24 protein-coding genes are annotated in these 26,849 nt (G+C 66.2%); 15 read left to right on the forward strand and 9 right to left on the reverse strand.

Annotation, left to right across the window (positions count from 1 at the left end; all coding sequences use genetic code 11):
• Nucleotides 1–98 precede the first annotated feature (98 nt).
• The 3 genes from ACFQEY_RS08270 (at nucleotide 99) to ACFQEY_RS08280 (ending at nucleotide 3,018) form a co-directional block, all read left to right on the forward strand.
• Nucleotides 99–944: a molybdopterin synthase gene (locus tag ACFQEY_RS08270; RefSeq protein ID WP_379767040.1), complete on the forward strand. Its 846-nt coding sequence runs from the start codon at nucleotides 99–101 to the stop codon at nucleotides 942–944.
• Between the two features lie 448 nt (nucleotides 945–1,392).
• Nucleotides 1,393–1,653, forward strand: coding sequence for a DUF7123 family protein (locus ACFQEY_RS08275; RefSeq protein ID WP_379767042.1), 261 nt, complete (start codon nucleotides 1,393–1,395; stop codon nucleotides 1,651–1,653).
• A gap of 213 nt (nucleotides 1,654–1,866) precedes the next feature.
• Complete coding sequence (locus ACFQEY_RS08280) at nucleotides 1,867–3,018, forward strand: site-2 protease family protein (protein WP_379767045.1); 1,152 nt, start codon at nucleotides 1,867–1,869, stop codon at nucleotides 3,016–3,018.
• A 669-nt stretch (nucleotides 3,019–3,687) separates the two neighbouring features.
• Here the strand turns inward: ACFQEY_RS08280 and ACFQEY_RS08285 are convergent.
• The 4 genes from ACFQEY_RS08285 to ACFQEY_RS08300 form a co-directional block, all read right to left on the reverse strand.
• Nucleotides 3,688–5,361: an AarF/UbiB family protein gene (locus ACFQEY_RS08285; RefSeq protein ID WP_379767049.1), complete on the reverse strand. Its 1,674-nt coding sequence runs from the start codon at nucleotides 5,359–5,361 to the stop codon at nucleotides 3,688–3,690.
• A gap of 3 nt (nucleotides 5,362–5,364) precedes the next feature.
• Nucleotides 5,365–5,814: an Hsp20/alpha crystallin family protein gene (locus ACFQEY_RS08290; protein WP_379767052.1), complete on the reverse strand. Its 450-nt coding sequence runs from the start codon at nucleotides 5,812–5,814 to the stop codon at nucleotides 5,365–5,367.
• A 61-nt stretch (nucleotides 5,815–5,875) separates the two neighbouring features.
• Nucleotides 5,876–6,667, reverse strand: coding sequence for a DUF2391 domain-containing protein (locus ACFQEY_RS08295; protein WP_379767055.1), 792 nt, complete (start codon nucleotides 6,665–6,667; stop codon nucleotides 5,876–5,878).
• 350 nt (nucleotides 6,668–7,017) lie between these two features.
• Complete coding sequence (locus ACFQEY_RS08300) at nucleotides 7,018–7,800, reverse strand: alpha/beta fold hydrolase (protein ID WP_379767058.1); 783 nt, start codon at nucleotides 7,798–7,800, stop codon at nucleotides 7,018–7,020.
• A 236-nt stretch (nucleotides 7,801–8,036) separates the two neighbouring features.
• Here ACFQEY_RS08300 and ACFQEY_RS08305 point away from each other — a divergent pair, with 236 nt between their 5' ends.
• Entirely contained in the window at nucleotides 8,037–8,288 is a 252-nt protein-coding gene (locus ACFQEY_RS08305) for a DUF7127 family protein (RefSeq protein ID WP_379767060.1), read from the forward strand.
• Nucleotides 8,285–10,552: a CDC48 family AAA ATPase gene (locus ACFQEY_RS08310; RefSeq protein WP_379767062.1), complete on the forward strand. Its 2,268-nt coding sequence runs from the start codon at nucleotides 8,285–8,287 to the stop codon at nucleotides 10,550–10,552. Before ACFQEY_RS08305 ends, ACFQEY_RS08310 begins: the two co-directional genes overlap by 4 nt.
• Before the next feature lie 737 nt (nucleotides 10,553–11,289).
• Here ACFQEY_RS08310 and ACFQEY_RS08315 read toward each other — a convergent pair.
• Nucleotides 11,290–11,538: a hypothetical protein gene (locus ACFQEY_RS08315; protein ID WP_379767065.1), complete on the reverse strand. Its 249-nt coding sequence runs from the start codon at nucleotides 11,536–11,538 to the stop codon at nucleotides 11,290–11,292.
• Nucleotides 11,539–11,970: 432 nt separating this feature from the next.
• Here ACFQEY_RS08315 and ACFQEY_RS08320 point away from each other — a divergent pair, with 432 nt between their 5' ends.
• Both ACFQEY_RS08320 and ACFQEY_RS08325 read left to right on the forward strand, forming a co-directional pair.
• Nucleotides 11,971–15,135 (forward strand): adenosylcobalamin-dependent ribonucleoside-diphosphate reductase, encoded by a 3,165-nt coding sequence (locus tag ACFQEY_RS08320; RefSeq protein WP_379767068.1) that lies wholly within the window; start codon nucleotides 11,971–11,973, stop codon nucleotides 15,133–15,135.
• 94 nt (nucleotides 15,136–15,229) lie between these two features.
• Nucleotides 15,230–16,396, forward strand: a complete 1,167-nt coding sequence (locus ACFQEY_RS08325; RefSeq protein WP_379767071.1) for an inorganic phosphate transporter — start codon at nucleotides 15,230–15,232, stop codon at nucleotides 16,394–16,396.
• 133 nt (nucleotides 16,397–16,529) lie between these two features.
• On the opposite strand, the gene ACFQEY_RS08330 is transcribed toward ACFQEY_RS08325, so the two are convergent.
• Complete coding sequence (locus ACFQEY_RS08330) at nucleotides 16,530–17,165, reverse strand: undecaprenyl diphosphate synthase family protein (RefSeq protein WP_379767074.1); 636 nt, start codon at nucleotides 17,163–17,165, stop codon at nucleotides 16,530–16,532.
• A 201-nt stretch (nucleotides 17,166–17,366) separates the two neighbouring features.
• Here ACFQEY_RS08330 and ACFQEY_RS08335 point away from each other — a divergent pair, with 201 nt between their 5' ends.
• From ACFQEY_RS08335 to ACFQEY_RS08355, 5 genes are all read left to right on the forward strand, one after another.
• Nucleotides 17,367–17,921 (forward strand): hypothetical protein, encoded by a 555-nt coding sequence (locus tag ACFQEY_RS08335; RefSeq protein ID WP_379767077.1) that lies wholly within the window; start codon nucleotides 17,367–17,369, stop codon nucleotides 17,919–17,921.
• Between the two features lie 90 nt (nucleotides 17,922–18,011).
• Nucleotides 18,012–18,500, forward strand: coding sequence for a DUF5812 family protein (locus tag ACFQEY_RS08340; protein WP_379767539.1), 489 nt, complete (start codon nucleotides 18,012–18,014; stop codon nucleotides 18,498–18,500).
• A 133-nt stretch (nucleotides 18,501–18,633) separates the two neighbouring features.
• Nucleotides 18,634–19,515: a protein translocase subunit SecF gene (gene secF / locus ACFQEY_RS08345; protein ID WP_379767080.1), complete on the forward strand. Its 882-nt coding sequence runs from the start codon at nucleotides 18,634–18,636 to the stop codon at nucleotides 19,513–19,515.
• On the forward strand, nucleotides 19,515–21,113 hold the full coding sequence (locus ACFQEY_RS08350) for a preprotein translocase subunit SecD (RefSeq protein WP_379767083.1): 1,599 nt from the start codon (nucleotides 19,515–19,517) through the stop codon (nucleotides 21,111–21,113). Before secF ends, ACFQEY_RS08350 begins: the two co-directional genes overlap by 1 nt.
• 226 nt (nucleotides 21,114–21,339) lie before the next feature.
• The gene (locus ACFQEY_RS08355) at nucleotides 21,340–22,062 is read left to right on the forward strand and encodes a TMEM165/GDT1 family protein (protein ID WP_379767086.1); all 723 of its coding nucleotides are present in this window, start codon (nucleotides 21,340–21,342) and stop codon (nucleotides 22,060–22,062) included.
• On the opposite strand, the gene rnhB is transcribed toward ACFQEY_RS08355, so the two are convergent.
• The 3 genes from rnhB to ACFQEY_RS08370 all read right to left on the reverse strand — a co-directional run bounded on the left by rnhB (nucleotide 22,059) and on the right by ACFQEY_RS08370 (nucleotide 25,176).
• On the reverse strand, nucleotides 22,059–22,766 hold the full coding sequence (rnhB, locus tag ACFQEY_RS08360) for a ribonuclease HII (RefSeq protein ID WP_379767090.1): 708 nt from the start codon (nucleotides 22,764–22,766) through the stop codon (nucleotides 22,059–22,061). The genes ACFQEY_RS08355 and rnhB overlap by 4 nt on opposite strands.
• Nucleotides 22,767–22,936: 170 nt before the next feature.
• Nucleotides 22,937–23,308: a 30S ribosomal protein S8e gene (locus ACFQEY_RS08365; RefSeq protein ID WP_379767092.1), complete on the reverse strand. Its 372-nt coding sequence runs from the start codon at nucleotides 23,306–23,308 to the stop codon at nucleotides 22,937–22,939.
• A gap of 233 nt (nucleotides 23,309–23,541) precedes the next feature.
• Nucleotides 23,542–25,176, reverse strand: a complete 1,635-nt coding sequence (locus ACFQEY_RS08370) for a potassium channel family protein (RefSeq protein WP_379767095.1) — start codon at nucleotides 25,174–25,176, stop codon at nucleotides 23,542–23,544.
• Nucleotides 25,177–25,299: 123 nt separating this feature from the next.
• On the opposite strand from ACFQEY_RS08370, the gene ACFQEY_RS08375 reads away from it, so the two are divergent.
• The 3 genes from ACFQEY_RS08375 to ACFQEY_RS08385 all read left to right on the forward strand — a co-directional run bounded on the left by ACFQEY_RS08375 (nucleotide 25,300) and on the right by ACFQEY_RS08385 (nucleotide 26,805).
• Nucleotides 25,300–25,695, forward strand: coding sequence for an ArsR/SmtB family transcription factor (locus ACFQEY_RS08375; protein WP_379767098.1), 396 nt, complete (start codon nucleotides 25,300–25,302; stop codon nucleotides 25,693–25,695).
• On the forward strand, nucleotides 25,692–25,970 hold the full coding sequence (locus ACFQEY_RS08380) for a DUF7521 family protein (RefSeq protein WP_379767101.1): 279 nt from the start codon (nucleotides 25,692–25,694) through the stop codon (nucleotides 25,968–25,970). The genes ACFQEY_RS08375 and ACFQEY_RS08380 overlap by 4 nt, the downstream gene beginning before the upstream one ends.
• A 133-nt stretch (nucleotides 25,971–26,103) precedes the next feature.
• A complete protein-coding gene (locus tag ACFQEY_RS08385) occupies nucleotides 26,104–26,805 on the forward strand; it encodes a helix-turn-helix domain-containing protein (RefSeq protein ID WP_379767104.1) in 702 nt (233 codons plus the stop codon).
• Nucleotides 26,806–26,849: the final 44 nt, after the last annotated feature.

A 26,849-nucleotide genomic window follows, 5' to 3' on the forward strand; every position in this document is an offset into this window, starting at 1 on the left:
GGACGCTGGCCGTGCACATCTCGCCGGGGATCCAAACGACTCGTCGGCGGGTCGTTAGGGCGGGAAACGCCTAAGCCGCTCGCACCCTGCCCTCGGGTATGCAACCGATATCGATCGTCGGTCCGGGATCGGCCGACCTCGCGGTCGCCCTCGCCGAACGACTCGACGGGAGGGTCGCCCTCGTCGGGCACGCCGACGGGAGCGTCGAGATCGAGAGACGATCCGACGCGACCGAGGGACGATCCGACGCGCCCCCATCCGCGACGGCCGCCGTCGACACCGAGTTGGCCCTCGCCGCGGACGGATCGTGGACGGGAGGCGGGACCGTCGACGGGTTTGACGACCTTCTCGACGGACTCGCGCCCGATCACGACTACCTCGTCGCTGTCGACGAGTCCCGCCTGCGGGTTCCGGTGATTCTGCTCGGTACCGATCTCGACCCGACGGACGTTCCGGGAACGGCGATCGCGACCGCGGAGTCTCCCGACGCGGCCGATCTCGATCGGATCGTTGCGTCCCTCGACGACGCGGAGCCGTGGGTCACGCGGGAGACGCTCGTGCGGCGGGTGGAGGCGTCAGCGGACGCCGACCGTGCGGGCGCTATCGCGACGTTCACGGGACGCGTCCGAGCGCGGGACGCCCCCGAGGACGATCGGACGACCCACCTCGCCTTCGAAACGTACGAGGGTGTCGCCGCGGAGCGGATGGACGCCATCGCCGCGGAGCTGACCGAGCGCGACGGCGTGTTCGACGTCAGGATGCACCACCGGACCGGCGTGATCGAGGCGGCCGAGGACATCGTGTTCGTCGTCGTTCTCGCAGGCCACCGGAGGGAGGCGTTCCGGACCGTCGAGGACGGCATCGATCGCCTCAAAGACGAGGTACCGATATTTAAAAAGGAGACCACGGAGTCCGAGGAGTTCTGGATCCACCGTCGGGAATGACGGACTGCCTCGGGGATAGATACGGAGTTGGCCCGGGATAGATACGGAGCCGATCCAAGATAGATACGGGGCCGCTCGGGTCGCTCCGACACAGGCCGAATGTTCGGGAACGGTCCGCGCTGAAACTGACCCGGTCTCGATCGTGAGCCAACGCGCCCGTCCGCAGTTCGACTGCGGAGAGGGGTCCACTCCGGGAGAAACAGGATAATATTGCTGGGAATCTCGCGTTCACGTCGGGCACGAGCAGTCGGATGCGGCCGAACAATGCATCCTTGAAAAGTGTATTAGAGGCGGCTATAAAACGTCTCGAGAGATCTAAAACCGTTGTGAAAGGTTCGTCTGACACCTTTTAGTTCCCGGTGGTGCATGAAAAACCGTGAAAGCCGCTGAACACCGTCCAACGGTCTCCCCTTTATAACACCGTTCGGTTACAAGCGTGGAGTGTACCATGAGCGCGACTGCGAACCCCTCCACGAACGCGACGCCGACCGACGGCCTCTGCAAGGAAGAGCGACTGAAGCGATACCTGCTCGACCGCGCCGAGGACGGTGAGATGTACTTCAAGGGGAAGTTCATCGCCGAGGACGTCGACCTCTCGCCGAAGGAAATCGGCGCACTGATGCTGAAGCTCCGCGATTCGGCCACGGAGCTCACCGTCGAGAAATGGTCGTACACGGGCGCGACGACCTGGCGCATCGAGCCGGTCTGACCCCCGCACCGCACCGGCTTCACCCCGACGAGACGTGAACAGCGCGCTCTTGCGCGTCCTCGCACTGCCTCTCCATCACTCCCTCCCGCGACCGCAATTCCCCCGCTTGATCCCCTGGTGGCGGCATCGCTGCCGCGGCTGTTCCCCGGTCCGATCGCGGAGCGGCCGTCGTCCGACGCGGGGTTTATACTCGCCGACCAGTTACCACGGACGATGCCAGAACAGGAGGACGCGGAGCCGTCGGAGGCGGTCGACGCTCCGCGTCCCGAGCCGCTCAGGACGTTCTTCCGGACAGACGAGGTCCGTCGCGAGGACGGGCGCGTCCGATACGTCGGCGAGTCCTACATTCCGGAGCGGACGCTGTTGCGAAAGCTGGTTCCACCGTTTCGCGAGGCAGGGTACGACGTCGATTTCGAAGTGGCCGAGGGGCGTCACGTCGTCGTGGCGACGCCGTTCGACCGCGGCCGGGACGGGGTCCCGTGGATCAACGTCGCCCTGTTCGCGGCGACGGTCCTGTCGACGCTGTTCGTCGGCGCATACGGCTGGTACTACGTCGGGTGGGAGGAAATCGCCGCGAACCCCCTGACGATGCTGCGAGCGTGGCCGTTCACGGCTGCCGTGCTCGGCGTGCTGATGACCCACGAACTCGGCCACTACGTCGCCGGGAAGTACCACGGCGTCGACGTGTCGCTCCCGTATGTCATCCCGTTCGTGTTCCCGTTCGGCACCCTCGGGGCCGTCATCCGGATGCGCGGTCGGATGCCCTCGCGAAAGGCCCTGTTCGACGTCGGCGTCGCCGGACCGCTTGCGGGGCTCGTGGCGACCGTCGTCGTCACCGTCGTCGGTCTCTCGCTCGACCCGATCCGCGTCCCGGCGGAGATCGCGAACGCGTCCGGCACGATGATCCGATTCAACAACCCGCCCCTGTTGGCGCTCATCGCCGACCTGATCGGCCAGCCGACGGCGTACGAGGATCCGAGCCTCTCGGCGCATCCGGTCGTCATCGGCGGCTGGGTCGGGATGTTCTTCACGCTCCTGAACCTCCTGCCGGTGGGCCAACTCGACGGGGGCCACATGGTCCGCGCGATGCTGGGCCCGCGACAGGAGACCGTCGCGGCGCTCGTCCCCGGGGCGCTGTTTTCCGTCGCCGCGTATCTCTACTTCTGGCGCGGGCTTGGGATCGACGAGTCGGTCGGGCTGTGGGCATTCTGGGGCGTCTTCTCGCTCATCATCGCCTTCAACGGTCCGGCGAACCCTGACGACGAGGAGCGACTGGGCTGGCCCCGTCTCGCCGTCGGAATTGCGACGTTCGCGCTCGGGGCGCTCTGTTTCCTCCTCGTTCCGATCCAAGTGGTTACGGCTTGAGACTGGGATATTCATAAAATCGGTCGATAGAATCGTTGGAACCCGGCATTCGGCCCGTTTATTGACAACCGCTTTTGATCGATTGCGGGAGTGAGTAGTGCAGACCGCCGCCGGCAACGTGGTATGTAAAAGAGAAAACGCGGCAGCGACGATTGCTTATAACTGATCGAGGCGGTGGCGCACGCCGTGAGCGGGCCGAAGGCCCGCGAACGACCGTGCGAGGGACGCGGCGAACGGAGTGAGCCGCGAGGCTGGGGAGGCGTGAGGTGCGGGGCTGTGCGGTGCGGGGTGGGATTCAAAGGGGCAGCCGCGAGGCGGGCGCAGGCGACGTAAGCACCGCAGCGAACGAGCGTAGCGACTGAGCGAGGAGCGCAGCGAGCGTGCGTCCGCCTCGCGGCTGGGGCTTTGAAGAGGTTCACCGCGCAGTCAACCACTTATAAGCTATCAACACCTGAAACACAACGAGTCACCGTGCCAACAACGATATATAAACAGCCGCCAGCAACCACATTCGAGCACTTATAAACGGCCACTCCAACGGGATGACACACTTACTCCCGCAATGTTTCACCGCTACTTCCGTATCGGCTACAAGGATATTTGGACGTGTACTCCACGGGGAGTTTCACCAACCTGGGACGATACGGGACCTGTGCAGTCGAGACGGAGTCACTTCTCTCGACGCTTCTTCATTCCCTGTCTGGTGAACTGCGGCGTCGCGCGGATCCCCTGCTTCTTCCGGAACGAGCGGTAGAGCGCGACGGCGAGGGGAGCCGAAAGCAGGAGTACGACCGCGGCGAGCCGCCACGACTGGGCGAACGAGTAGAGGATCGTCGCCGAGAGCACGCCGACCGCGAGCAGCACCGAGTAGGCGATACGCATCGCGAGCTTGTCGAGGACGTTCGAGTCGTCCTCGATCGTGACGTCGACGTGGAGATCTCCCCGGTTCGCCCGATCGAGGAAGTCGTCCGCCTTCGGCGGGACCGTGAACAGCGCCTCGGCGGTCTGCTGGGCCTGTTTCCCGGCATCCTCGGCGAGGTTGCGCGCGGTTCGCTCGTAGTACCCCTCCTCTTTGAGGTACTCCGTCGCGGTCGAAATGAAGTCGAACTCAGGGTCGAGGGTGACGCAGACCCCTTCGACGACCGTCGCGACCCGCAACACGAGCGCGAGGTTCGGGGGGAGCCGGAGCGGGAACTCGTAGATCGTAGATTCCACCTGCTCGATTATCTGGTTCACCTGGTACTGCTCGATGTCCTCGCCGCTGGCGTCTGCGATGGCCAGCTCCATCACGTTACCCATCACATCGCGGTCGGCCTCCGGCGAGAGCGTCCCCATCGCGATCAGGGTGTCTAATATCGCGTCGATGTCCTGGCGCGCGACCGCGACGTAGAAGTCGACGATCTTCTCTTGGACGAACGGGTCCACCCGCCCGGCCATTCCGAAGTCGTAGAAGATCACGGCACCGTCGTCGTCGACCGCGAGGTTCCCCGGATGCGGATCGGCGTGGAACACGCCGTCTTCGATGATCATCTGGAGGTACACCTCCTGGAGCGTCTCCGCGATGTCGTTCCGATCGAATCCCGCCGCGTCGAGCTCGTCGATGTCGCTGATCTTCGTTCCGGGGATGTACTCCATCGTGAGTACGCGAGGACCCGAGACGGCCTCGTATGTGGTCGGAATCCGTATCCGCTCCTCGTCCGCGAAGTTAGCGCGGATCTCTTCGAGCATTTCCCGCTCGCGGTCGTAGTCCATCTCCTCGCGGATCGTCGTCGCGAACTCGTCGGCGAGGTTCTCCAGCGAGAACGCCCGTCCGCTTCCGATGAATCGCTTGACGAGCGGAATCGACCACCGGATCGTCCGGAGATCGGCCTCGACCAGCGACTCGATCCCGGGGCGGCGCACCTTCACGGCGACCGGCTCGCCCTCGTACCGCGCGGTGTACACCTGTCCGAGGCTCGCTCCGCTTATCGACTCCCGATCGAAGTCGTCGAACGTCTCGTCGACGGGACCGAGTTCGTCCTCCAGCACGACCTTCGACTCCGCCCACGGGGCCGGAGGAACGTCGTCTTGGAGCCCCTCCAACACCTCGATGTATGCGGGCGGGAGAACGTCGGGTCGCGTCGAGAGGAGCTGGCCGAGCTTGATGAACGTCGGGCCTAGCGTGAGCAGGATATCGAGGAGGATCGCGGCGCGCTCGCGCTGGGTCTCCGCGTCGATTTCGCGGCTCCCGCCGAACAGGAGGTACCGCTTTCGATCCCGCCAGTAGGCGACGATAAGCGGCGAGAACCGCCGCATAACGACGACGAACCGCCAGTAGGCGCGAAGGATGACCAGCGTCACCACCCGTCAGGCGTCGTTCTCGTTGCCGTTGCCGTCCATCTCGCTGTCGACACCGCCCCGCTCGTCGTCGGATCCGTCCGTCCCGTTGGAGTCGCCCCCGTCGGCCTCGTCGATCGGGATGGTGCGGGAGGCGTCGCCGGTCCGTTTGGGGATCGTCACTTCGAGGACGCCGCGATCCATTTCGGCGTCGGCACCGCTCCCGTCGGCGTCGGAGGGAAGGGGCAACTCGGCGTCGAGGAACAGCGGCCGGTCCTCGCGGACGTACCGGAACCCCTCAGGAACGTCCTTCTCGCGGCGGCCCTCGATGACGATCCGACCGTTCTCCGCCAGGACCTCGGTCGTCTCCGCGGTCGCGCCCGGGAGGTCAACGACGAGCACGTATCCGTCGTCGGATTCGAGCAGGTCCGCAAACACCGCGTCCGGGAGGTCCCGGAGCGCGTCGCGTAACGCTGACATGGGCAAACGTACGGTCGCCGCGGCGAAAAAGGTGTGGAAAGGACGGATATCGCCGAGGAGGTCAGTCCTCTCGGTTCCGCTCGCCGCGGTCGAAATCGAGGTCGAACTCGCCGAGATCCTCCCCCTGTGATTCGCCCGGAAGGATATCGCCCAACCCCGCCCCGAACGCGGCAGCCGCCCAGACGACGGTCACCCTACCGATCCGCTCGATCGTCGTCGGATCTCCTTCGTGGAGCCGTCCCCAGAGAAGCAGCATGAAGACGGTCGTGAACAGGGAAACGAGCAGGATACCCGCGTACCGGCGCGGGATGAGCCCGAAAATCGGGTGTTTGACCTCGATCTGCCGGAAGTCGGCGAAGTAGAGCAGTCCGGCGGTCATGGTGAGTACGAACCCGACGTGCGCCACGAGCAGGACTGGGGCCCCGGCGACGGTCGTCGCGGCGAACCACGCCGCGATTTCGAAGACGCCGCCCTCCACGAGCAGCGGGAGCGCGAAGAGGACCGCCCCGACGAACGCCTCGGCCATGTCCCGAGAGGTGTACTTGGTGATCCGGGTCGTGAACGCTGCGCTCCCGGGCATTCGCTCGACGAGCGATATCGTCTGGCGGACCTTCTCCCGCTCGTGACCCTCGTCGACGGTGTCGCTCAGGGCGTCGAGCTTCGCGAGCAGGTCGTTGATGTCCGGATCCGCGGGGTCGCGCGCGAGATCTCCCGAACCGCCGGGCGGGCCGGTCGCGTCACCGGGCGAGTCGGTCGCGTCACCGGGCGAGTCGGTCGCGTCACCGGGCGAGTCGGTCGCGTCACCGGGCGAGTCGGTCGCGTCGTCGGACGGTTCCGGACTGTCCCTGGCCATATCCCACCGATCGCATCGAATCGTGGAAAGCGTACCGACGGAACGTCGCACTCCGCGAGACGCCGGTCCGGGCGGCGGATCGGCGAACGATTTATGTATTGTTAGGTGGTAACACGCATCACGAGGTGAGTACCGACGACATCGAGACCCATAATCACCCATCCCCGACCGTCGAGCGGTACCGCACCGAGTTCAGTCTAGGCGGCCTTCGAGACTCGAAGCGCGCTCGTTAATACCGAACGCGCGTCCCGCGCGGGCGTTCTCGTCCGCCCGTAGCGGTTTTGCCCGGTACGCAGCAATTTTCGCCGTCGCATTCCTCCGAGAGCCGTCGCGGTCGCGGCCTCGCGCATCTACGAGTTGTCCGGGAGGCGGCCGAGAAACGTCGAAAGCGCAGCGTTGAACGCCGCGGGGCGTTCGAGCATCGCGAGGTGGGCGGCGTCCTCGATCGTCTCGCGTTCGCAGCGGTCGATACGCTCCGCGAGGTAGTCGTGGTACCACGGCGGGGTGAGTCCGTCGTACCCCCCGACCGCGGCGAGCGACGGGACCGCGACCTCGTCGAGTCGGTCGCGAACATCGAACGCGTGGCAGGTGCGGAAGTCGCGCTCGGTGACGGCGCGACCGCAGTCGCGCATGCCCGCGCGTGACAGCTCGGTGTATTCCGCCGGCGCGTCGTGGAACAACCGGTCGGGTTCGTGTAGGAGCGCTATCGCTCGTTCGAAGTCGGTCGCGAGCGCGTCGAGCAGATCTTCGGCGACCGCGAGCTTCGCGCCGGTGCCGACGAGAACGAGCCCGTCGAGCGCGAGGTCGCGTTCGAGCGCGACCCACAGCGCGACGGCCCCGCCGAGCGAACTGCCACAGAGGACGGTCGCGCCCGTCGCCTCCGCGACAGCGACCACGTCGTCCGCGTACGCGCCGCGCGCCTCCGGGCCGGCCGCTGCGTCGACGTCGTCGCTGTCGCCGTGCCCCGACAAGTCGAGCGCAACGGCTGGAAATCGGTCGCTCACGCGCGCCTGCGCCTTCCAGACGTCCTTGCTTCCGCCGCTCCCGTGGACGAAACAGACGATCGGCCCGCTGCCACCGCGGTCGGAGAGCCGGTAGGCGGTGTCCCGCCCGTGGTGCGTGACCCGTTCCATACGCAGCGTTCCCGCGCACCGCTTATGAAACGTCGGACGGTACGACGTGTCAGTCGTCGCCGATTTCATCAATTAGACGTCGACGATCCGGCCCCGACCGCAGCTCCGACTTCGACCGCAGATCCGGCCGCGGCCGACGTCCGAACCGCAACACCACCGATGTTCGATCTCTATTCTCACGTCGTGCGGTTTTGTACGATACGTTTAAATACTTTCGCGCTTAACTTGTAGTTAGCATGAATCACCAACAGACCCGCTCGACCGGCGACGGCGCGTTGCTCCGCCGGTACGAGTACGAGGACGGGTGGGTCGTCGCGGCCGATCTGGGTGCCGACGCCGAGGACGTGAGCGTCGACACGGTCGGCGAGACGGCGATCGTCGTGATCGAGGGCTCCGGTGAGCCGATCGAATCCGAGTTCGAACTCCCCGGCGCGGCCGAGTCGGTCTCGGTCGAGAACGGCGTGGTCACGGTGGAGGGCGAGCGATGAAGCTCACCGTCAGGCCGCTGAAACAGAAGGACGCCGGTCGCCGCCTCGCGGCGATCGACCGCGTCGCGGCCGAAGAGCTCGGGCTCTCCGGTGGGGACATCGTTCGGGTCGAGGGTCCGGACGGTGCCGCGATCGCGCGCGTCTGGCCCGGATATCCCGAGGACGACGGGACGGGGGTCGTCCGCATCGACGGACGGCTCCGACAGGAGGCAGACGTCGGGATCGACGACCGCGTGACCGTGGAGTCGGTCGACGTCTCACGGGCGGAGTCGGTCACGATCGCCTTCCCGAGCCAGCTCCGCGTGCGCGGACAGATCGCGCCGTTCATCCGCGACAAGCTCTCCGGTCAGCCGGTGACCGAGGGCCAGACGATCCGCACGTCGATGGGCTTCGGGCTGATGGGCGGCCAGTCGCAGGCGGTTCCGATGAAGGTCGCTTCGACGACCCCCTCGGGGACCGTCGTCATCACCGACGACACAGAGATAGAGATATCCGAGGTACCCGCCGAGGAGCTGACCGAGCGGAGCGGCGGCGGCGACGGAACGAGCGACGGCCCCGACGTGACCTACGAGGACATCGGGGGGCTCGACAACGAGCTCGAACAGGTCCGCGAGATGATCGAGCTACCGATGCGCCATCCGGAGCTGTTCAAGCGGCTCGGGATCGACCCACCGAAGGGCGTTCTCCTGCACGGGCCGCCGGGCACGGGGAAGACCCTGATCGCGAAGGCCGTCGCCAACGAGATCGACGCGAACTTCCACACCATCTCCGGTCCGGAGATCATGTCGAAGTACTACGGCGAGTCCGAAGAGCAGCTCCGCGACGTGTTCGAGGAGGCGGCCGAGGAGTCGCCCTCGATCATCTTCATGGACGAGCTCGACTCCATCGCGCCCAAGCGCGAGGAGGCCGGCGGCGACGTGGAGCGCCGCGTCGTGGCCCAGCTGCTCTCGCTGATGGACGGGCTGGAGGAGCGCGGCGAGGTCGTCGTCATCGGCGCGACCAACCGCGTCGACGCTATCGACCCCGCGCTCCGGCGCGGCGGTCGATTCGACCGCGAGATCGAGGTCGGCGTCCCCGACCGCGACGGCCGCAAGGAGATCTTGCAGGTCCACACGCGGAACATGCCGCTCGTGGACGGGATCGACCTCGACGAGTACGCGGAGAACACGCACGGCTTCGTCGGGGCCGACCTCGAGTCGCTCGCGAAGGAGTCGGCGATGCACGCGCTGCGACGGATCCGTCCGGAGCTCGACTTAGAGAGCGACGAGATCGACGCCGACGTGCTGAACTCCATCCAGGTCACCGAGAGCGACTTCAAGGAGGCGATGAAGGGGATCGAACCCTCGGCGCTGCGCGAGGTGTTCGTCGAGGTCCCCGACGTCACGTGGGACCAGGTCGGTGGGCTGGAGGACACCAAAGAGCGTCTCCGCGAGACGATACAGTGGCCCCTTGAGTACCCCGAGGTGTTCGAGGAGCTCGACATGCAGGCCGCAAAGGGCGTCCTGCTGTACGGCCCGCCGGGCACGGGGAAGACCCTGCTCGCGAAGGCCGTCGCCAACGAGAGCGAGTCGAACTTCATCTCGATCAAGGGTCCGGAGCTGTTGAACAAGTACGTGGGCGAGTCCGAGAAGGGCGTCCGCGAGGTGTTCAGCAAGGCCCGCGAGAACGCGCCGACGATCGTGTTCTTCGACGAGATCGACTCGATCGCGACCGAGCGCGGCAAGCACTCGGGCGACTCCGGCGTCGGCGAGCGCGTCGTCTCCCAGCTGCTGACGGAACTCGACGGGCTCGAATCGCTGGAGGACGTCGTCGTCATCGCGACGACGAACCGTCCGGACCTGATCGACTCGGCGCTGCTCCGGCCCGGTCGACTCGACCGCCACGTGCACGTGCCCGTTCCGGACGAGGAGGCCCGCCGGAAGATCCTCGAGGTCCACACCCGCAACAAGCCGCTTTCCGACGACGTCGACCTCGACGTCATCGCCCGGAAGGCGGAGGGATACGTCGGGGCCGACATCGAGGCGGTGGCCCGCGAGGCGTCGATGAACGCCTCCCGCGAGTTCATCGCCAGCGTCTCGCGCGAGGAGGTCGGCGAATCCGTCGGCAACGTCCGCGTGACGATGGCGCACTTCGAGGACGCCCTCGACAAGGTGAACCCGAGCGTCACCCCCGAGACGCGCGAGCGCTACGAGGAGATAGAACAGCAGTTCAAGCGCTCCGAAGTCGACCGCCGGGACGCCGAACCCGGTGCCGCGTTCCAGTAGTCGGAGCCGCGGCCGCGTCGATCGAGGATGCAGTTTTTGACTTTGTTGAATTTCTCTTCTTCAGATATATTCTGTCCGAAATAGCTGGTCGCTGAACGGGTAAATTGATCGAGTACGAAAATGGGTATTGCAGACCGCCGCCGGCGACGTGGTATGTAAAGGGGGAACTGCGGGAGCGACGGTTGCTTATAACTGATCGAGGCGGTGCGGTGGCGTGCCTCCGAGCGCTCGCTTTGAAGCGAGCGCGAGTAGGGAGGGACCGAAGGTCCCTCTGACAGCCGGCGGCGAAGCCGCCGGCGAGAGCCCGCGAGGTCGCCGGATTACGTCCGGCTGCCAGAGAATCTTCGATTCTCGCTGGACGCGGCGACCGCAGGGAGCCGCGAGGCTAGGGAGGAGTGAGGTGTGGTGCGGTTGCGGTGCGGGGTGGGACTCCTCGCGGCTGGGGCTTTGGACGTGTTCACCGCACCAGCAACGATGTATACCCGAGCGGCTGGGGCTTTGTGAGTGTTCATCGCACAGTCAACGATCACTTATAAGCAATCAACGCCAGAAACACAGCAACTCACCGCGCCGTCAACGACTTATAAACAGCCGCCGGCAACACCACTCGTTCACGTATAACCGATCACCCCACGCAATGAGATCCCTACTCCCGGATTCGCTCGTCGCTATTGTTGTACAGACCGAAATCAGATCCGGATGTGTCGCTCGGTAAGCCTTTCAACGGAGCCAGTATTTTAAATGAGTCCCGTTGCCGATAGCAGGAAGAACGCGGCGACGACGACGATCCCGATCGTGACGAGCCGCCACGCGAGCTTCAGCACGAACTTCCCCACGACGATCACGATCGCCGCGGCGACCAGCGCGGCGAGGAGCTGACCAGTCTGGGTGCCGAGGATCCCGGCCTGTAACGACGGCGAGGTTGCGAGCGCAGCGAGGGTCGCGAGCGAAGCGGTCATATGAAGGCCCACGGAGAGGTTCGGCATAAGCTTGTGGGGACGCTCTCCCCAAAAATAACAAATCTGATAAAAACACCGTGAATACCACGTGATCGACTCGATAGCGGACATCGAAGCGACGGATATCGTCGCGGTAACACGGCCCATTTCCGGGAACGTATCTGTCTGATAACCCCCCTTCTGTTCCGGTGGGAAGGCGTCCTCATCGCGTACTTTTTTGCCCAAAATATCAGTTTCACTCTGGTCTGACTACGCTTATGTGCTCGGAGCCCATTTGTTGGCGACGTACCCGAAATAGCGTCAGGCGAACTGAATCGAGATTATATAAACAATCAGATATGTACATGGCTGAGATGCCTGTCGGGGTCCGACATCCGAACGTACAAGGGGCCGCCTCACCAGTACATCAACACTACAGATGATCCATATCCAACACCGACTCAGCGGGGTGGCCGTCGAATGACCAACGACGGCGTCGCCGCGGACGAACTCGAACTGCCGATCAAACGAACCACCGGGGAGACGATGGAGGAGTGTCTCACGGCCAACGCCTACAGTAACATTCTGCCGGCGCGGTACCTCCGGAAGAACGCGGACGGGGAGGCGATCGAGGCTCCGGAGGAGCTGTTCGATCGCGTCGCGCGCAACGTCGCGCTCGCTGAGGCGGTCTTCGAGGCCGAAAACCAGGGCGTCGAGGTCACCGTGACGCCGGACCAGCTGAAGCCCGACCACCCGCGTCGCGACGAGCTCGCCGCGGAGGTCTTCGGTGCGGGCGTCTCCGCCGCCGACGAGGCCGAGACGACGCTCACTGCGCGCAACGTCAACAAGTTCGCATACGACACCGTGGTCCCCGAGCTGCCCGACGGCGTGCGCGACCACGTCGAGGCGACCGCGGACCGCTTCCGCGACGGGATGGAGCAGCTCTCCTTCATGCCGAACTCGCCGACGCTGATGAACGCCGGCGACGAGCTCCAGCAGCTCTCCGCCTGCTTCGTCGACTCCCCCGGCGACGACATTACCGACATCCACCAGACCGCCAAGGAGGCGGCCGAGGTGTTCCAGTCCGGCGGCGGCATGGGGTACGCGTTCTGGAAGCTCCGCCCCTACGGCGACGCGGTCGGCTCCACTGGCGGGATCGCCTCCGGACCGATCACGTTCATGCGGACCTTCGACCAGATGTGCGAGACGATCGCGCAGGGCGGCGCGCGCCGCGGCGCACAGATGGGCGTCATGCGCGTCTCGCACCCCGACGTCATCCAGTTCATCCACTCGAAGAACAAGGACGTCTCCCTCGCCCACTCGCTGCGGCTCAACGACCCCGACGACTTCACCCACAACTCCTTCGCGGACGCCTTGGAGGAAGCTCGCGAGCTGATCGACGAGGACGGTCGCGTGCCCGAACACCTCCGGAACGCCGTCGAGGGCCACCTCTCGAATTTCAACATCAGCGTCGGCGTCACCGACGACTTCATGGAGGCGCTGTACAACGACGAGGAGTTCACCTTCACCAACCCGCGAACGGAGGAGCCGCACGTCGCGACGCCGGAGACGAAGGAGATCTACGACATGTTCGGCCTCGGCGAGCACGTCGAGGTCGGCGAGGTCCTCTCGATCCCGGCCAGCGAACTCTGGGACGACATGATCGAAGGTGCCCACGAGAACGGCGAGCCGGGGGTCATCTACCTCGAACGGGTCAACAAGGAACATTCGTTCGACGTTGAAGAAAATCCAGATCACAGAATCCTTGCAACAAATCCCTGTGGCGAACAGCCGTTGGAGGAGTACGAGGCCTGTAACCTCGGTCACATCAACCTCTCGACGCTCGCGGCGCAGGACGCGCCCGACTGGCGGGTCTGGTCCGAGGAGCACGCCGACGAGTACGACTCGGAGGCCGCGGCGATCGACGCCTTCCTCGAGGAGGCGATCGACTTCGAGGAGTTCGACGAGCGCATCGACTACGGCACGCGCTTCCTGGAGAACGTCGTCACGATGTCGGACTTCCCGGTCGAGAAGATCGAAGAGAAGGTCCGTGACATGCGAAAGATCGGACTGGGTATCATGGGGCTCGCTCAGCTGTACATCCAGCTCGGCATTCAGTACGGCACCGACGAGGGCAACGAGGTTGCCCGCCAGCTGATGACCCACATCAACCACGCGTCGAAACGGACCTCCCACGAGCTCGCGACGGAGCGCGGGCCGTTCAACGACTGGGAGGACTCGAAGTACGCGAACCCCACCGAGCACCGCGACTGGTTCGAGCACTACACCGGCCTCGACGCCGACGAGTGGGCGGACGGGTTCCCGATCCGCAACCACAACACGACGACTATCGCGCCCACGGGCACGACCTCGATGATCGGCAACACGACGGGCGGCTGTGAGCCCATCTACAACGTCGCCTACTACAAGAACGTCTCCGACGACGTGCAGGGCGACGAGATGCTCGTCGAGTTCGACGACTACTTCCTGCGCACCCTCGAGGAGAACGACGTCGACGTCGACGCCGTCAAGCGGGAGGCCCAGGAACAGATGGCGGAAAACGAGTTCGACGGCGTGGACGGGCTGGAGACGGTGCCGGACGCGATCGGCGAGCTGTTCGTCGTCACCGGCGACCTCTCCGGCAAGCAGCACGCGGCGGTCCAGTGCGCCTGCCAGCAGGGCGTCGACTCGGCCATCTCGAAGACGTGTAACTTCCCGAACGACGCCACCGCCGAGGAGATGGAGGAGGTGTACCGCTACATCTACGACCACGGCGGGAAGGGCGTCACCGTCTACCGCGACGGGACCCGCTCGAAGCAGGTGCTCACCACCCGCGCGAAGAACGCGGAATTCGCCGACGAGAGCGAGGCGGCCGAGACGATCGTCGAGCAGATCGGCGAGGTGTTCGGCGGAATCGAGGCGTTCCTCGACAACGAGGACGTGCAGGCGGCGATCGACACGGAGATCGCGGACCTGCTCGAAGCCAGTGAGCAGCCGCGGATCGACTACAGCGAGCGCAGCCCCCGTCCCGATTCCCTGAACGGCGTCACCCAGCGCGTCGAGACGGGGTACGGAAAGCTGTACGTCACCATCAACGAGGACGAGAACGGCCGGCCGTTCGAGCTGTTCGCGAACATCGGCCACTCCGGCGGCTACACGAACTCCTTCACGGAGGCGCTCGCGAAGGTCATCTCGACGGCGCTCCGTTCGGGCGTCGACCCCGAGGAGATCGTCGACGAGCTGCAGGGCACTCGCAGCCCGAAGGTCGCGTGGGATAAAGGCGAGCAGATCCAGTCGATCCCGGACGCGATCGGGACGGCGCTCCGCCGCTACCTCGACGACGACGTCGACAAGGGGATTCCACAGCAGCAGAGTCTCGACGACGTCGAGCGCGACCTGGCGAGCGAGTCGACGAGCCAGACCGACGGCGGCGCGGTCGACGCTGACGCGGCGACCGACGCGCCGAGCGGGAACGGGGTCGATGCGCCGACCGGTCCGGCCGACGACGCGTCCGGCACCGACGACGCGATGCAGGAACTCATCGCGGCCGGCGAGTCGCCCGAGTGCCCGGAGTGCGGCGGGATGAGCCTCTACTACTCCGAGGGCTGCAAGACGTGCGAGTCGTGCGGCTGGTCGGAGTGTTAGGCCGATCCCGGAGCCGGTAACGAGATTTCGACCACGCGGTTCGGCGGGTGAGAACCTGTTCGTTTAACCCGCCGTGGGCCGTTGATCCGCGCATATGGTCGAGGGCCTACTTCTCGTCGGATTCGTGGTCGCGGCGTTCGTCGGATACAACATCGGGGGTGCGACCACCGGGCCGGCGTTCGGACCGGCGGTCGGCGCGAATGTGATCTCGAAGGCGGGCGCGGCGGCGCTGATGTCGGTGTTCTTTTTCATCGGCGCGGGGACGCTCGGACAGCGCGTCGTGACGACGCTCGGCGAGGATCTCGTCACGGGATCGAACGTCTTCACGCTCGAAACGAGCATCGTCGTCCTGTTTTTCATCGGCGGCGCGCTGTTCATCGGCAACTACGCGGGCGTGCCGGCGTCGACGTCCATGACGGCGGTCGGTGCCATCGCCGGACTCGGGCTGGCGACGGGCACGCTCGATAGGGCGGTGATGGGCGAGATCGCTATCTGGTGGCTCGTCGCGCCGATCATCGGCTTCTGGGTCTCCGGCGTCGTCGGGCGGTACTTCTACCCGACGATCGATCGATGGGTGGCGATCGAGAGCACCGACGGGGCCCTGTTCGAACTCGACCGATCGGGGCTGATTCCGCGGCCCGTCCCGGGACCGAACACGACCCGTCGCGAGCTCGTCGGGGGGATCGTCGTCATCGCCATCGGTTGTCTGATGGCGTTCTCCTCGGGCACCTCCAACATCGCGAACGCCATCGCGCCGCTCGTCGCGCTCGACAACGTCGAGATGACGCCGATGATCCTCCTCGGGAGCGCCTCGGTCGCGGTCGGGGCGTTCACGATCGCCCGCCGGACGCTCGACACGCTCGGGAACGACATCACCGACCTCCCGCTGACAGCGGCGATCGTCGTCGCCTGCGTCTCGTCGGGGATCGTCATCAGCCTCTCGGCGGTGGGGATCCCGGCGTCGTTCGTGATAATCGCGACGATGTCGATCGTGGGGCTTGGCTGGGGACGCGCGACCCGGACCGTCACGGTCCGCCAAGGGATCAGCGGCGAGAAGGAGCCGACGGTCTCCGTCGGGGCGCTGAAGGCCGACGAGATGCCGGCGATAGGGGAGGGTGATCCGGCCGACATTCCGTCGGCCGCCGACCTGTTCAACCCGACGACGAGCGCCCGCGTCGTCCTGATGCAGAACGTCGTACCGATCCTCTCGACGGTCGGCGCGCTGGTGACGTTCTGGGTGCTGTTCGGATTCGTCTGGTGAGACGTCGCTTCCTGCAGCTCGTCCGGTGAAACGCCGTTCGCAGGAGTCCGGCTGGTGAGGTGTCGCGACCCGGGAGCCATCCGATCGGAGTTCGGCGGCGGCCGACGGGGTTGGGCCGACTGACCCGGTTCCGTCACCTTCCGAACCGCCGCTGCCGGTCCTGGAAATCGATGACCGCCCGGAGATAGTCTCGTTTCCTGAAGTCTCGCCAGTTCACGTCGGTGAAGTAGAGTTCGGCGTACACCGACTGCCAGATCGCGAAGTCGGAGAGCCGCTCTGCGCCGGTCTTGATCACGAGATCTGGCTCCTCGGGGAACACGAGCCGGTCGGCGACGTCGTCTGCGTCGATCGACGCCGGATCGAGCGTCCCGTCGTCGACGTCGCCCGCGATCTCGCGAACTGCGGCCGCGAACTCCGCCTTTCCGCCGAGCCCGACGGTGATACGGACGGGGACGTCGGCGGCCGTGTCGGCGGCTCCCGCCTCGGACTCCTCGGCGTCGTCGGGGCCGCGCACGACGAACGGGGCCGGCGCGTCGAGCCGCCGAAGCTCTCGCGTGAGCGTCGGAACCACCGACTCGTCGAGCACGGAAACCGAGACGGTGACGCGCTCCGCGCCGTACTCCATCGCCCACCCGAGCGCCTCGGAGAGGGTGTCGAACGCGCCGTCGACGAGGAGATCGCGTTCGGTGATGACGATCGCGACGTGTTCGGGCGGGTCGCCGTCGTGGAACCGGTGGCGAATCGAGAGGTACGTGTCGTACAGGCCCACGTGAGCACGTCTCCGCCACGCGTATAAAGAGTCACGTCCGCGGACGGTGTCGAACCTCCACGGACGGTGTCGAACCTCCACGGACGGTGTCGAACCTCCACGGACGATATCGAACCTCCACGGGTGGTTTCGAACTCCACAAGAGGTGTCGATCGCGTCCGCGACGAGGGGTTTAATTCGCCGTCGGCCGTATCCCGGGCGATGGCAGACAGCTACCGCGGGGTGTTCGGTGCAATCCCCTACGCGATTCGACACACCGAGTCGTGGACCATGCGACTGTACGGCGTCGTGGGGGCGCTGGCGGCCGGGCTCATCGCGACCGTGGTCACCCTCGCGCTCGTCGTCTGGATGGGCGAGACCGTGGGCGTCCAGAGCGGGACGTTCCTGTTCTCGCGGTCGCTGTTCGTGGTCGGCGGGTTCGCCGCGGTCGCGCCGCTCTTGGCCCCGCTCTTGTTCGTCGCGCGGCGTCACCGGCGCGGTGAGCCCGTCGCCGACGGCTACGACCGCAAGATGGCCTACGGCGGGTTCCTCTTCCTCGCCTCGCTGTACGCGGGACTGGTCGTCTCCGCGCCGGCGGATCTTCGTGACCCGACCGAGTCGGTCGTCCTCGGCGCGCTCTACGCCCTCCCGCGGGCGGCGGGTATCGTTCCGCCGATGGCGGCCGCAATCGTCGTCTTCGCTATTCACTTCCGGCTCCGCGAACGCGGCGGGTCGGAGACGGAAGCGATCGAATCGTCGGCAGACGACGCGCAGTAGCGCTTCGGCGGTCCGTTCCGAACGGAGCGGCGGTATCCGATGAGACGCGGCTCGAAACCCGGAAAAGGGCTGACCGTCTACGGTGACGCAATGACTGCCGAGACGGAGCGCACGAACGAGAAGGAGAGCACGTTCCTCGTCACACACGTCGAGAGCGACTCCGCGGTGTTGAAAGACGTTCACGACGGGCAGGTACACACGTTGAGCTCGAACCCCGGGTTCGACGTCGACGACGCCGTCGAGGCGACCGTGGCGCTCGACCCGCCGATGGAGGTCACGTACCAGGTGATCGAGGTGGCCGAGCGTCGAGCGCTCTCGATCGAGGAGAGCGAGGAGCCGCCGACGGTTCACGAGCGAGCGCTCGCCGAGGAGTCTGACGCGGGAGCGCTCGCCCGCGAGCCCCGAGCGGGCGTCGGCGAAATACACGTGTTGACGCCGCCAGAGAGTGACACCGAGGACGCGGTCGCCGACGTGCTCGAGGATCGCGAGGGAACGCTCTCGCGGGCGGCTCGATTGGGCGTGAACCGCGTCGAGATCCGGTCGGAACCGGGCGTTGTGAGCGTGCGGTACCTGCCCTGACGGCGAGAGCGGTGGGATGAGGGCGGTGAGACGAGGACGAGGTCGGTGAGAAGCCGGCAAAGGAGGGGGCGATCATTGACGACGGGCGAACGAGTGAGAAGGCTTATTCACGCCCGCGCAGGAACCGGTATTTATGGTAGCGATCGAGGTACCGGAGATCAACTACACAGAGTACTCGAACCGGCAGCTCGTGGCGATCCCGCTCGCGGTCCTCGTCCTCGCGCTCGCGATTATCGGCGGGTGGTATCTCGTCACGGGCGCGCCGGCGGATCTCGGGCTGGAGTTCACGGGCGGCGTCGAGCTCCGAATCGCCGACGACGGCGACGGCGTCGAGGAACGCATCCGGACGGAGTTCGAGAGACAGCCCGATTCGATCCGGTCGATCCCCGCGGACGACGTGTACGTCGTCACCTTCCGCGCGGCCGACGACGATCCCGACGACCTGGCGGGTAGTCTCGACAGGCAGGCGAACGAATCCGATCTGAACACGACCGCCGTCGATCAGGTCTCGCCGAGCTTCGCGAGCGACACGGCTCAGACCGCAATATTCGGCGTCGCGCTGGCGTTCCTCGGGATGAGCGTGCTCGTGTTCGCGCTGTTCCGGACGTTCATTCCGTCGATCGCGGTCGTCGCGTCGGCGTTCTCGGACCTGGTCATCCCCATCGCGGTGATGAACCTCCTCGGGATCCAGATGACGCTCGGGACGATCGCGGCATTGCTCATGATCATCGGGTACAGCGTCGACTCCGACATCCTGTTGAACAACTCCGTCCTGCGTCGGACCGGCGGCTTCTACGAGTCGGTGAGCCGCGCGATGCGGACCGGCGTCACGATGACGCTCACGTCGATGGCGGCGATGATCGTCATGGCCATCGTCGCGACCCTCTTCGGCGTCGACCTCCTTCGAAACATCGGTATTATCCTCGCCGTCGGGCTCTGTGCCGACCTCATGAACACGTACCTGCTGAACGTCTCGCTGCTTCGCTGGTACAAGTTCGAGGGGGTGAAGCGCTGATGTTAGAGCCGATCAAAAAGAACTGGCGGATCCTGCTTCTGGTGGTCGTCGTCCTCGGTGCGACCGTGGCCCTGTTCGCGCCGCAGTTCGGTCCGCAGACCGCCCCTGGGGAGGACGCGAGCGAAGCGCAACAGGGAGTCACGAACCTTCAGTACGGGTTGGACCTCGCGGGCGGAACGCGGGTCCGCGCACCGCTTCTCGGCCACACTGCGACCGGCGTCGATTTCGGGGGCGATCAACCCGACACGGTCGAACAGAACGTCGCCGCCGAGCTCGACGGCGTTTCGATCCGCGACGTGGGGACCTACGTCGAGGAGGACGCACGAGAGGTGGAGGTCACCGACTCGTCGGTGAGCGAAGCGCAGTTCCGAGCAGCGATGGACGCCTCTGGCTACGCGTACGGCGACATCCGTTCGGGCGTGACACAGGAGACCCGCGACCTCGCCGAAAGCATCATAACGGGGAAGATCAACGAGGCCGGCCTCTCCGGCGGAAGCGTTCAGCAGGTCCAGTCGGTCACCGGCGAGTACTTCATGCTCGTCGAGGTGCCCGGCGAGGACCGAAACGACGTTGTCTCGCTGCTCCAAGAGCGCGGCACGGTCCAGATCGACATCGCGTATCCCACCGAGAACGGGACCGCGATCGAGGAGGCCGTGCTGACGCAAGACGACTTCGAGAACATCGGAACCGCCGCGGAGCGCGAGGGGACCACCCGTGCGTACGTACCGGTGACCGTTCGGAACACGGCACCAGACGGCGAGCAGTCGCCGGCCCACAGCTTCCAGCAGTCCGTCGCGGACCGCGGATTCGCGTCGGCGTATACCGACGACCAGCGGGACGTGTGCGACTACGGGGAGAACCCGGACGACGTGAGCAAGCCGTGTCTCCTGCTCACCGTCGACGGCGAAGTCGTCAACTCGTTCGGAATGAATCCCGACCTCGCGTCCAGCATGGACCGCGGCGCGTGGGCCGACACCGGGAACTTCGAACTGACCACGAACGAATTCTCCACCGCACAGACCATCTCCGTCAATCTGCGCGCCGGCGCGCTCCCGGCAGAGCTGGATATCAGCGGACAGGGGACCTCCAGTACCATCTCGGCGACGCAGGGTGAGAACTACAAGAACTACTCGCTGGTGACCGGGGTCCTCGCCATCTTCGCGGTCGCCGGGATGGTGTTCCTCCGCTACCGCGAGCCCGCGGTGGCGCTACCGATGATCGTCACGGCGCTCGCGGAGGTGTACGCGCTGCTCGGGTTCGCCGCGCTGGTGAGTTACCCCCTCGAGCTAGCGGTAATCGCCGGCTTCATCGCGGTTGTCGGGACCGGGGTTGACGACCTCGTGATCATCGCCGACGAGGTGATGAGCGAGGGCGAGGTGAACTCCCGTACGGTGTTTAACTCCCGGTTCCGGCGCGCGTTCTGGGTCATCGGCGCGGCCGCCGCGACGACGATCGTCGCCATGTCGCCGCTGATGGTGCTCTCGCTCGGAGATCTCTCCGGATTCGCGATCTTCACCATCCTCGGCGTCCTGATCGGCGTCCTGATCACCCGACCGGCCTACGGCGACATCCTGCGTCGCCTGTTGACGGTCCGGTAACGAACGCCGGACTGCCCCAGCGCCAGACTGCCCCAGCGCCAGCGGTTCCAGACGCCGATTCCCCGAACAAACATTCGACGAACCGATCGGTTCGATCCGGACGTATTTCGCCCCGATCGCCGCGAGCGAACCCCGTGAACGACGCCACTCCGAACGCCGACGAACGACAGCTCCTCGGTCGTGAGCGCCTGCCGTCGGCGGGCCGTGTTTTCCGGGTGGTCTGCGCGTGACCGCCTACGCCGAGATCCTCGTCGTCGCGTTCGTGGCCCAGTTGGCGGTCCTTCCCGGCGAGAAGGTCCAGTTCATGATCGCGGCGCTGTCGACGCGGTACGACCCGAAGGTCGTCGTCGCCGCCGCGGGCTCGGCGTTCGCCGGCTGGACGGCGGTGGAAATCGCCTTCGGACGGGCGTTGCAGTCGGTGCTCCCCGGCGTCGCGCTCGACGCCGTGACCGCGGCGCTGTTCTTCGCGTTCGCGTACCTGCTGTACGCGTCCATGCCCGGTCGACCGTCGGAGCGAGGGACGTCCGATGCCGAGATCGATCCGTCGTCGGCCGAGGGCACCGTCGACGCGCTGGAGTCAGTGCCGCTTCCCGGACCGCTCGATCGGTACGCGGGGTCGTTCGGCGGCTTCCTGCCGATATTCGTGCTCACCGCCACGGGCGAGTTCGGCGACAAGACCCAGTTGGTCACGATCGGGCTCGCCGTGCAATACGGTGCGACCTCCGCTATCTGGGTCGGCGAGATGCTCGCGATCATCCCGATCAGCCTCGCGAACGCCTACTTCTTTCACACGTTCGCCCACCGCTTCGATATGCGGCGAGCGCACCTCGCGTCCGCGGTGCTGTTCGCGTTCTTCGGCGTCGACACCCTGCTCTCGATCGTGGCCGGCTTCTCCGTCTGGGAAACGTTCATAGACGCCGTGAGCGCGGCGGCCGCCGGGTTCCTCTAGAACTCGTCCAAGCCGGACTGTTCGGCCGCCGCGAGCACGTCGTCGCAGGTCGCCCACGATCGACGAGCGCAGTCGGGGACCTGGCCGCGGTCGGCGACGTACTCGCGCAGGAACGACCGCGTCGTCGGATCGCTCGGATAGCCGCTCCCCGCGCCTCCGTAGTCGGGATATCTCGCGTCGATCGCCGACATCCGCGCGTCGCGGGCCACCTTCGCGACGACGCTCGCAGCGCCCACGATCGGATCGTCCTCGTCTGCGCCGTGGGCGGCTTCGACGTCGACGGCGGGGAGATCGACGAACCCGTCGTCGCTGTCGTCTCCCGTCTCGATGAACTCGGACAGGCGGCTGGCGAACCGCTCCTCGCTCGTGTCACCCGCGTCGGCGACCGCGCGGATCGGCTCATCGATATCGGTGGCCACGACCCCGGAGAGCGCGATCCGCGCCGCACGGGCCTGTCCGCTGACGGTGAGCGTGTTCATGTCGGTGTCCGGTCGGTCGATCTCGTCGGGCGTGACGAACGCGACGCCGAGGGCGACGCCGTCGCTGTCGCGGATCTCGGCGTCGATCGCTTCGCGCCGCGCCGGGGAGAGCCGTTTCGAGTCGTCGACGTCGTCCGGCAGGCTCTCCGGATCGGCGAGCACGGCTGCCGCGACCATCGGTCCGAGCACGGGTCCCTTGCCGGCCTCGTCGACGCCGAGGTACACGCGTCGCCGATCGGCGGGTACGGATAAATACGTTCAGAAAACGGACGGCGGTTCGGGCGGAGAGTCGGTCGTCGGCAGATGGTCAGTCGTCGGTCGTCGGCAGATGGTCAGTCGTCGGTCGTCGGTCGGTCGTCGGGTGGAGGGTCGACCGCCGGACGGCCGGTATCCGCTCAGTCGAGGAGGACCGCGTTGACCTGTCCGGACTGACCGGGGCGCGAGGTGACGCGGGCGCGACCGGCGGACGTCTCGATGACTGCGCCCTTGGTGATGATGTTTCGGCGGGCGTAGTTGACGTTCGAGGGGTTGTCGACGACGTTCTCGATCTCCGCTTCGGAGACCTCATCGCCCTCGGCGACCTGCGCGACGTTGGTCGAGAGCGCGCGGACCTTCGTTTCGGTGCCGCGGGAGTCGATGTACTGGACCCGCGTCTCGCCGACGGTCGTCTCCGCGGGCTCGCGCCCGAGCTGGTGGCGTTTCTTGTTCGAGGCGTGCTTGAGTCGGCCGCCGGTGCGCTTGCGCGTGGAGCGTCCCTGGTCTTTCATACAGGTACGAACAGCCAGCGAATACTTGAAGCGTTCGACTCGTCCCGGCTCAGAGAGCCCTGGTACCGCCGATCGGCGTGGTACGATGCGGGAAGCGCCAGCGGACGACGGTGCGGGAAGCGCCGGTGGGCAACGAAGACGCGGCGATCACCTCTCGTCGCGGTCACGGTCGCAGTCGCGGTCACGGTCGCAGTCGCGGTCACGGTTGCGGTCGCCGTCGCGGTTCCTCCCTCTCAGGTGAACGAGCGCTCGAACTCCCGGATCCCCTCGTCCGTGCCGACGACGACGAGTTCGTCGTCGCCCTCGATCCGCGTGTCCGGGCCGATGTCGGTGACGATCTCCTCGCCTCGTTCGATGGCGATGACGGTACAGCCGGTTCGCTCGCGGACGTTCACTTGGCCGATCGTCCGGCCCGCGATCCGAGGGACGCGACTTCTGACGACTTCGATCTGTTGATTGAGGGACAAGACGTCTCGCTTCGCGAGGACCGTGGACGCGCACATCCGGCCGGTGACCGTCGCCAGCGAGAGCACGTAGTCGGCCCCCGCACGGTGCATCTTCGGAACGCTCGCGCTCTCCTCGACCCGCGCGAGGATCTCCACGTTCGGCGCGAGATCGCGGATCACGAGCGTCGTGAACTCCGTGGTCGTGTCGTCAGGGAGCGCGAGGACGACCGTCCGTGCGTCCTCGATCCCGGCGTCGATCAGCGTCTCGGGCTCCGTGGCGTCGCCGACCACGTCGACGCCCTCGGCCTCGGCTCGATCCACGACCGTCACCGGGAGGTCGGCGTCGTCGAGCGTTTCGGTGACGGTGCGGCCGACCTGTCCGAACCCGACGACGACCGTCTCGCCGGCACCGAACCGGCGGGTGGCGGAGTTGCTCAGGTCGACCAGCCGCTCCAGTTGGTCCGAACGCCCGGAGACGAGAAGCACCGTCCCGGCCGTCAGCGTCGCGTCCGGGGCGGGTGCCACTTCGAACTCACCGTTGAACCACGCGCCGAGCACGTTGACGCCGGTCCGCTCGCCTATCCCGCTGTCAGCTAGCGTCGAGCCGGCCAGCCCGCTTCCGTGGTGTATCGACACCTCCGCGAGCCGCAGGGAGTCGCCGATCGTGACGGCCTCGCTGAGATCGGTCTGCAGCGCCGTCGTCACCTTCGCGGCGAGGCTCTCACCGAGCAGCGATCGCGGAGAGAGGACATCGTCGGCACCCGCGAGCCGGTGGTACCGCTCGCGCTCTGGGTTCTCGACGACGCTGATGACTCGGACGTCTGGTGCCAACTCCTTCGCGGCGAGAACGATACTCGCGTCGACTTGGTCCGACACGTCGGTCACCAGCGCGCGTGCGTCGGTCAGTTGGGCACCCTGCAGTCCCGCGGTCGACTCAGGATCCGCGCGGATCACGGCGTGTCCCGCCTCGTACAGGTCAACCGCGCGCTCGGCGTCCGGCTCGACGACCACGTAGGAAATCCCCTGCGAGTCGAACTCGTCGAGGAGCGCGGCGGACCGCGAGGTGTCGGAGCAGACCACGACGTGATCGGCGTGCTGCTCGTCCAGTTCTCGGGGAACCGTCGTCGAAAACGCCGCCTCCAGGAGCGGCGTCACCACGACCGGAAGCGCCCCGATCAGGAGAACCATGCCGACGAGGTCCATCACCGCGATGAACGCGTTCATCTGCTGGCTCTCCCACGGCGCGTCGCCTCCGAACCCCGTCGTGGAGAACATCTCGACCGAGAACCGGAGCGCCTCGATCAGCGTCCGCGCCTCGCCCTCGTACACCCGCATCCCCCAGCGATAGGCGAGGGCGGTGGAGATCAGCACGGCGAAGACGAAGACGGAGTACCCGACGACGCGACGCTTCCACGAATCCATCGGACCGACGTACGAAAGCCACCTACAAAAACGGCGGCGTGTGCCGCCGCGGAGAGCGTCGGGGTTCGAACCGCGCCGCTCCGAAGCTCGATGGTTTAAGTTCCGGGGGTCGAACCGTCACGTATGGTGCGGGACCCGTCGCGCGAGGAGGATCCGCCGCCGGTCGGCGACGTGCTGGACGCGCTGGCCGACGACGCCGCACGGCGGATCGTCTCGGCGCTCTCCGAACCGAAGACCGCGAGCGACCTCTCCGAGGAGTGCGACATTCCCCTGTCGACGACGTACCGAAAACTGGAGCTGCTCACGGACGCCTCCCTCCTGACCGAATCGACCGATATCCGGCGCGACGGACAGCACACGACCCGCTACTCGGTCTCGTTCGAGAGCGTCATCGTCTCGATCGGCGACGGGGACGACGACGAGGGCGACCGGGACTTCGACGTGGAGTTCATCCGTCCGGAGCGCAGCCGGGACGAACGCTTGGCCGACCTGTGGTCGGAGCTACGCGAGGAAACATGACTACCCACATCGACCTGATCATCATCGTCGCAAAGACCGCCATCCTCCTGCTCGGTGGCAGCATCACCTACTACGCGCTCCGCGCGTACGGTCGGACAGGGGATCCCTCCCTCCGCGCGCTCGGGATCGGATTCGGCATCGTCACCGTCGGCGCACTGATCGGGGGCGTCTCCCACCAGATCATCGGCGCGGACCTCGCCGTCGGGATCGCGATCAACAGCCTGCTGACCGCGATCGGGTTCGGCGTCATCGTCTACTCGCTGTCCGTCGAGTGAGTTCGACGGCGCGTCGTTTGGGTCTGCGGCCTCTTGTGAGTCGTCGGAATCGGCCGTTTCGGCGTTCGATGTCGACGACCGACGAACCCCGGTTTCGGTAGCCTTTTGCGGCGTTCGGTCCTCGGATCGTTCAATGAGCGACGCACGCGAGGAGCTCTCCCGTCGGATCGCCGGCGAGATAACGCTCAGCGACGACCCCGGGGCGACGCTCCGGAAGTGGCGAACCGATTTCGACGTCTCCCAGACCGAACTCGCCGACCAGCTCGACGTCTCCTCCTCGGTGATATCCGACTACGAGAGCGGTCGGCGCGAGAGCCCCGGAATCGGTGTCGTGCGACGCACCGTCGACGGCCTCTTGGATATCGACGAACGTCGCGGTGGCGGCCGACTCAGGCAGTACGCCCGGGTGCTGTCTGCGGGGTTCGAGAGCGACATCGTTCACGACCTCCGCGAGTACTCGACGGCGGTTCCGCTCGAGGAGTTCTACGAGGCGATGGGCGCGACGGAGATCGTCCGCGGCGATCGAGATCACGTGAACGGCCACACCGTCATCAACTCCATCGAGGCGATAACCCGGCTGTCGAGCGAGGAGTTCTACCGGCTGTACGGTCAGTCGACGAACCGCGCGCTCGTGTTCACGGGGGTGACCCGCGGCGAGTCGCCGCTCGTCGCGCTGCGCGTCGTGAGCCCGACGCCGAACGCGGTCGTCCTTCACGGGATCGAGGGCGACGACCTGTGGCCCCACGCGGCCGATCTCGCGCGCGTCGACGGCTTCTCGCTGGCGACGTCGACCCGGGACCTCGACGAGTGTCTCGCCGACCTCCAGGCGCTCTGATTTCCGCGCGAAGAGAGCCACCGCCGCGGACGCGCCGAACCGCG

Source organism: Halorubrum trueperi, from assembly GCF_042662525.1.
Taxonomy (GTDB): domain Archaea; phylum Halobacteriota; class Halobacteria; order Halobacteriales; family Haloferacaceae; genus Halorubrum; species Halorubrum trueperi.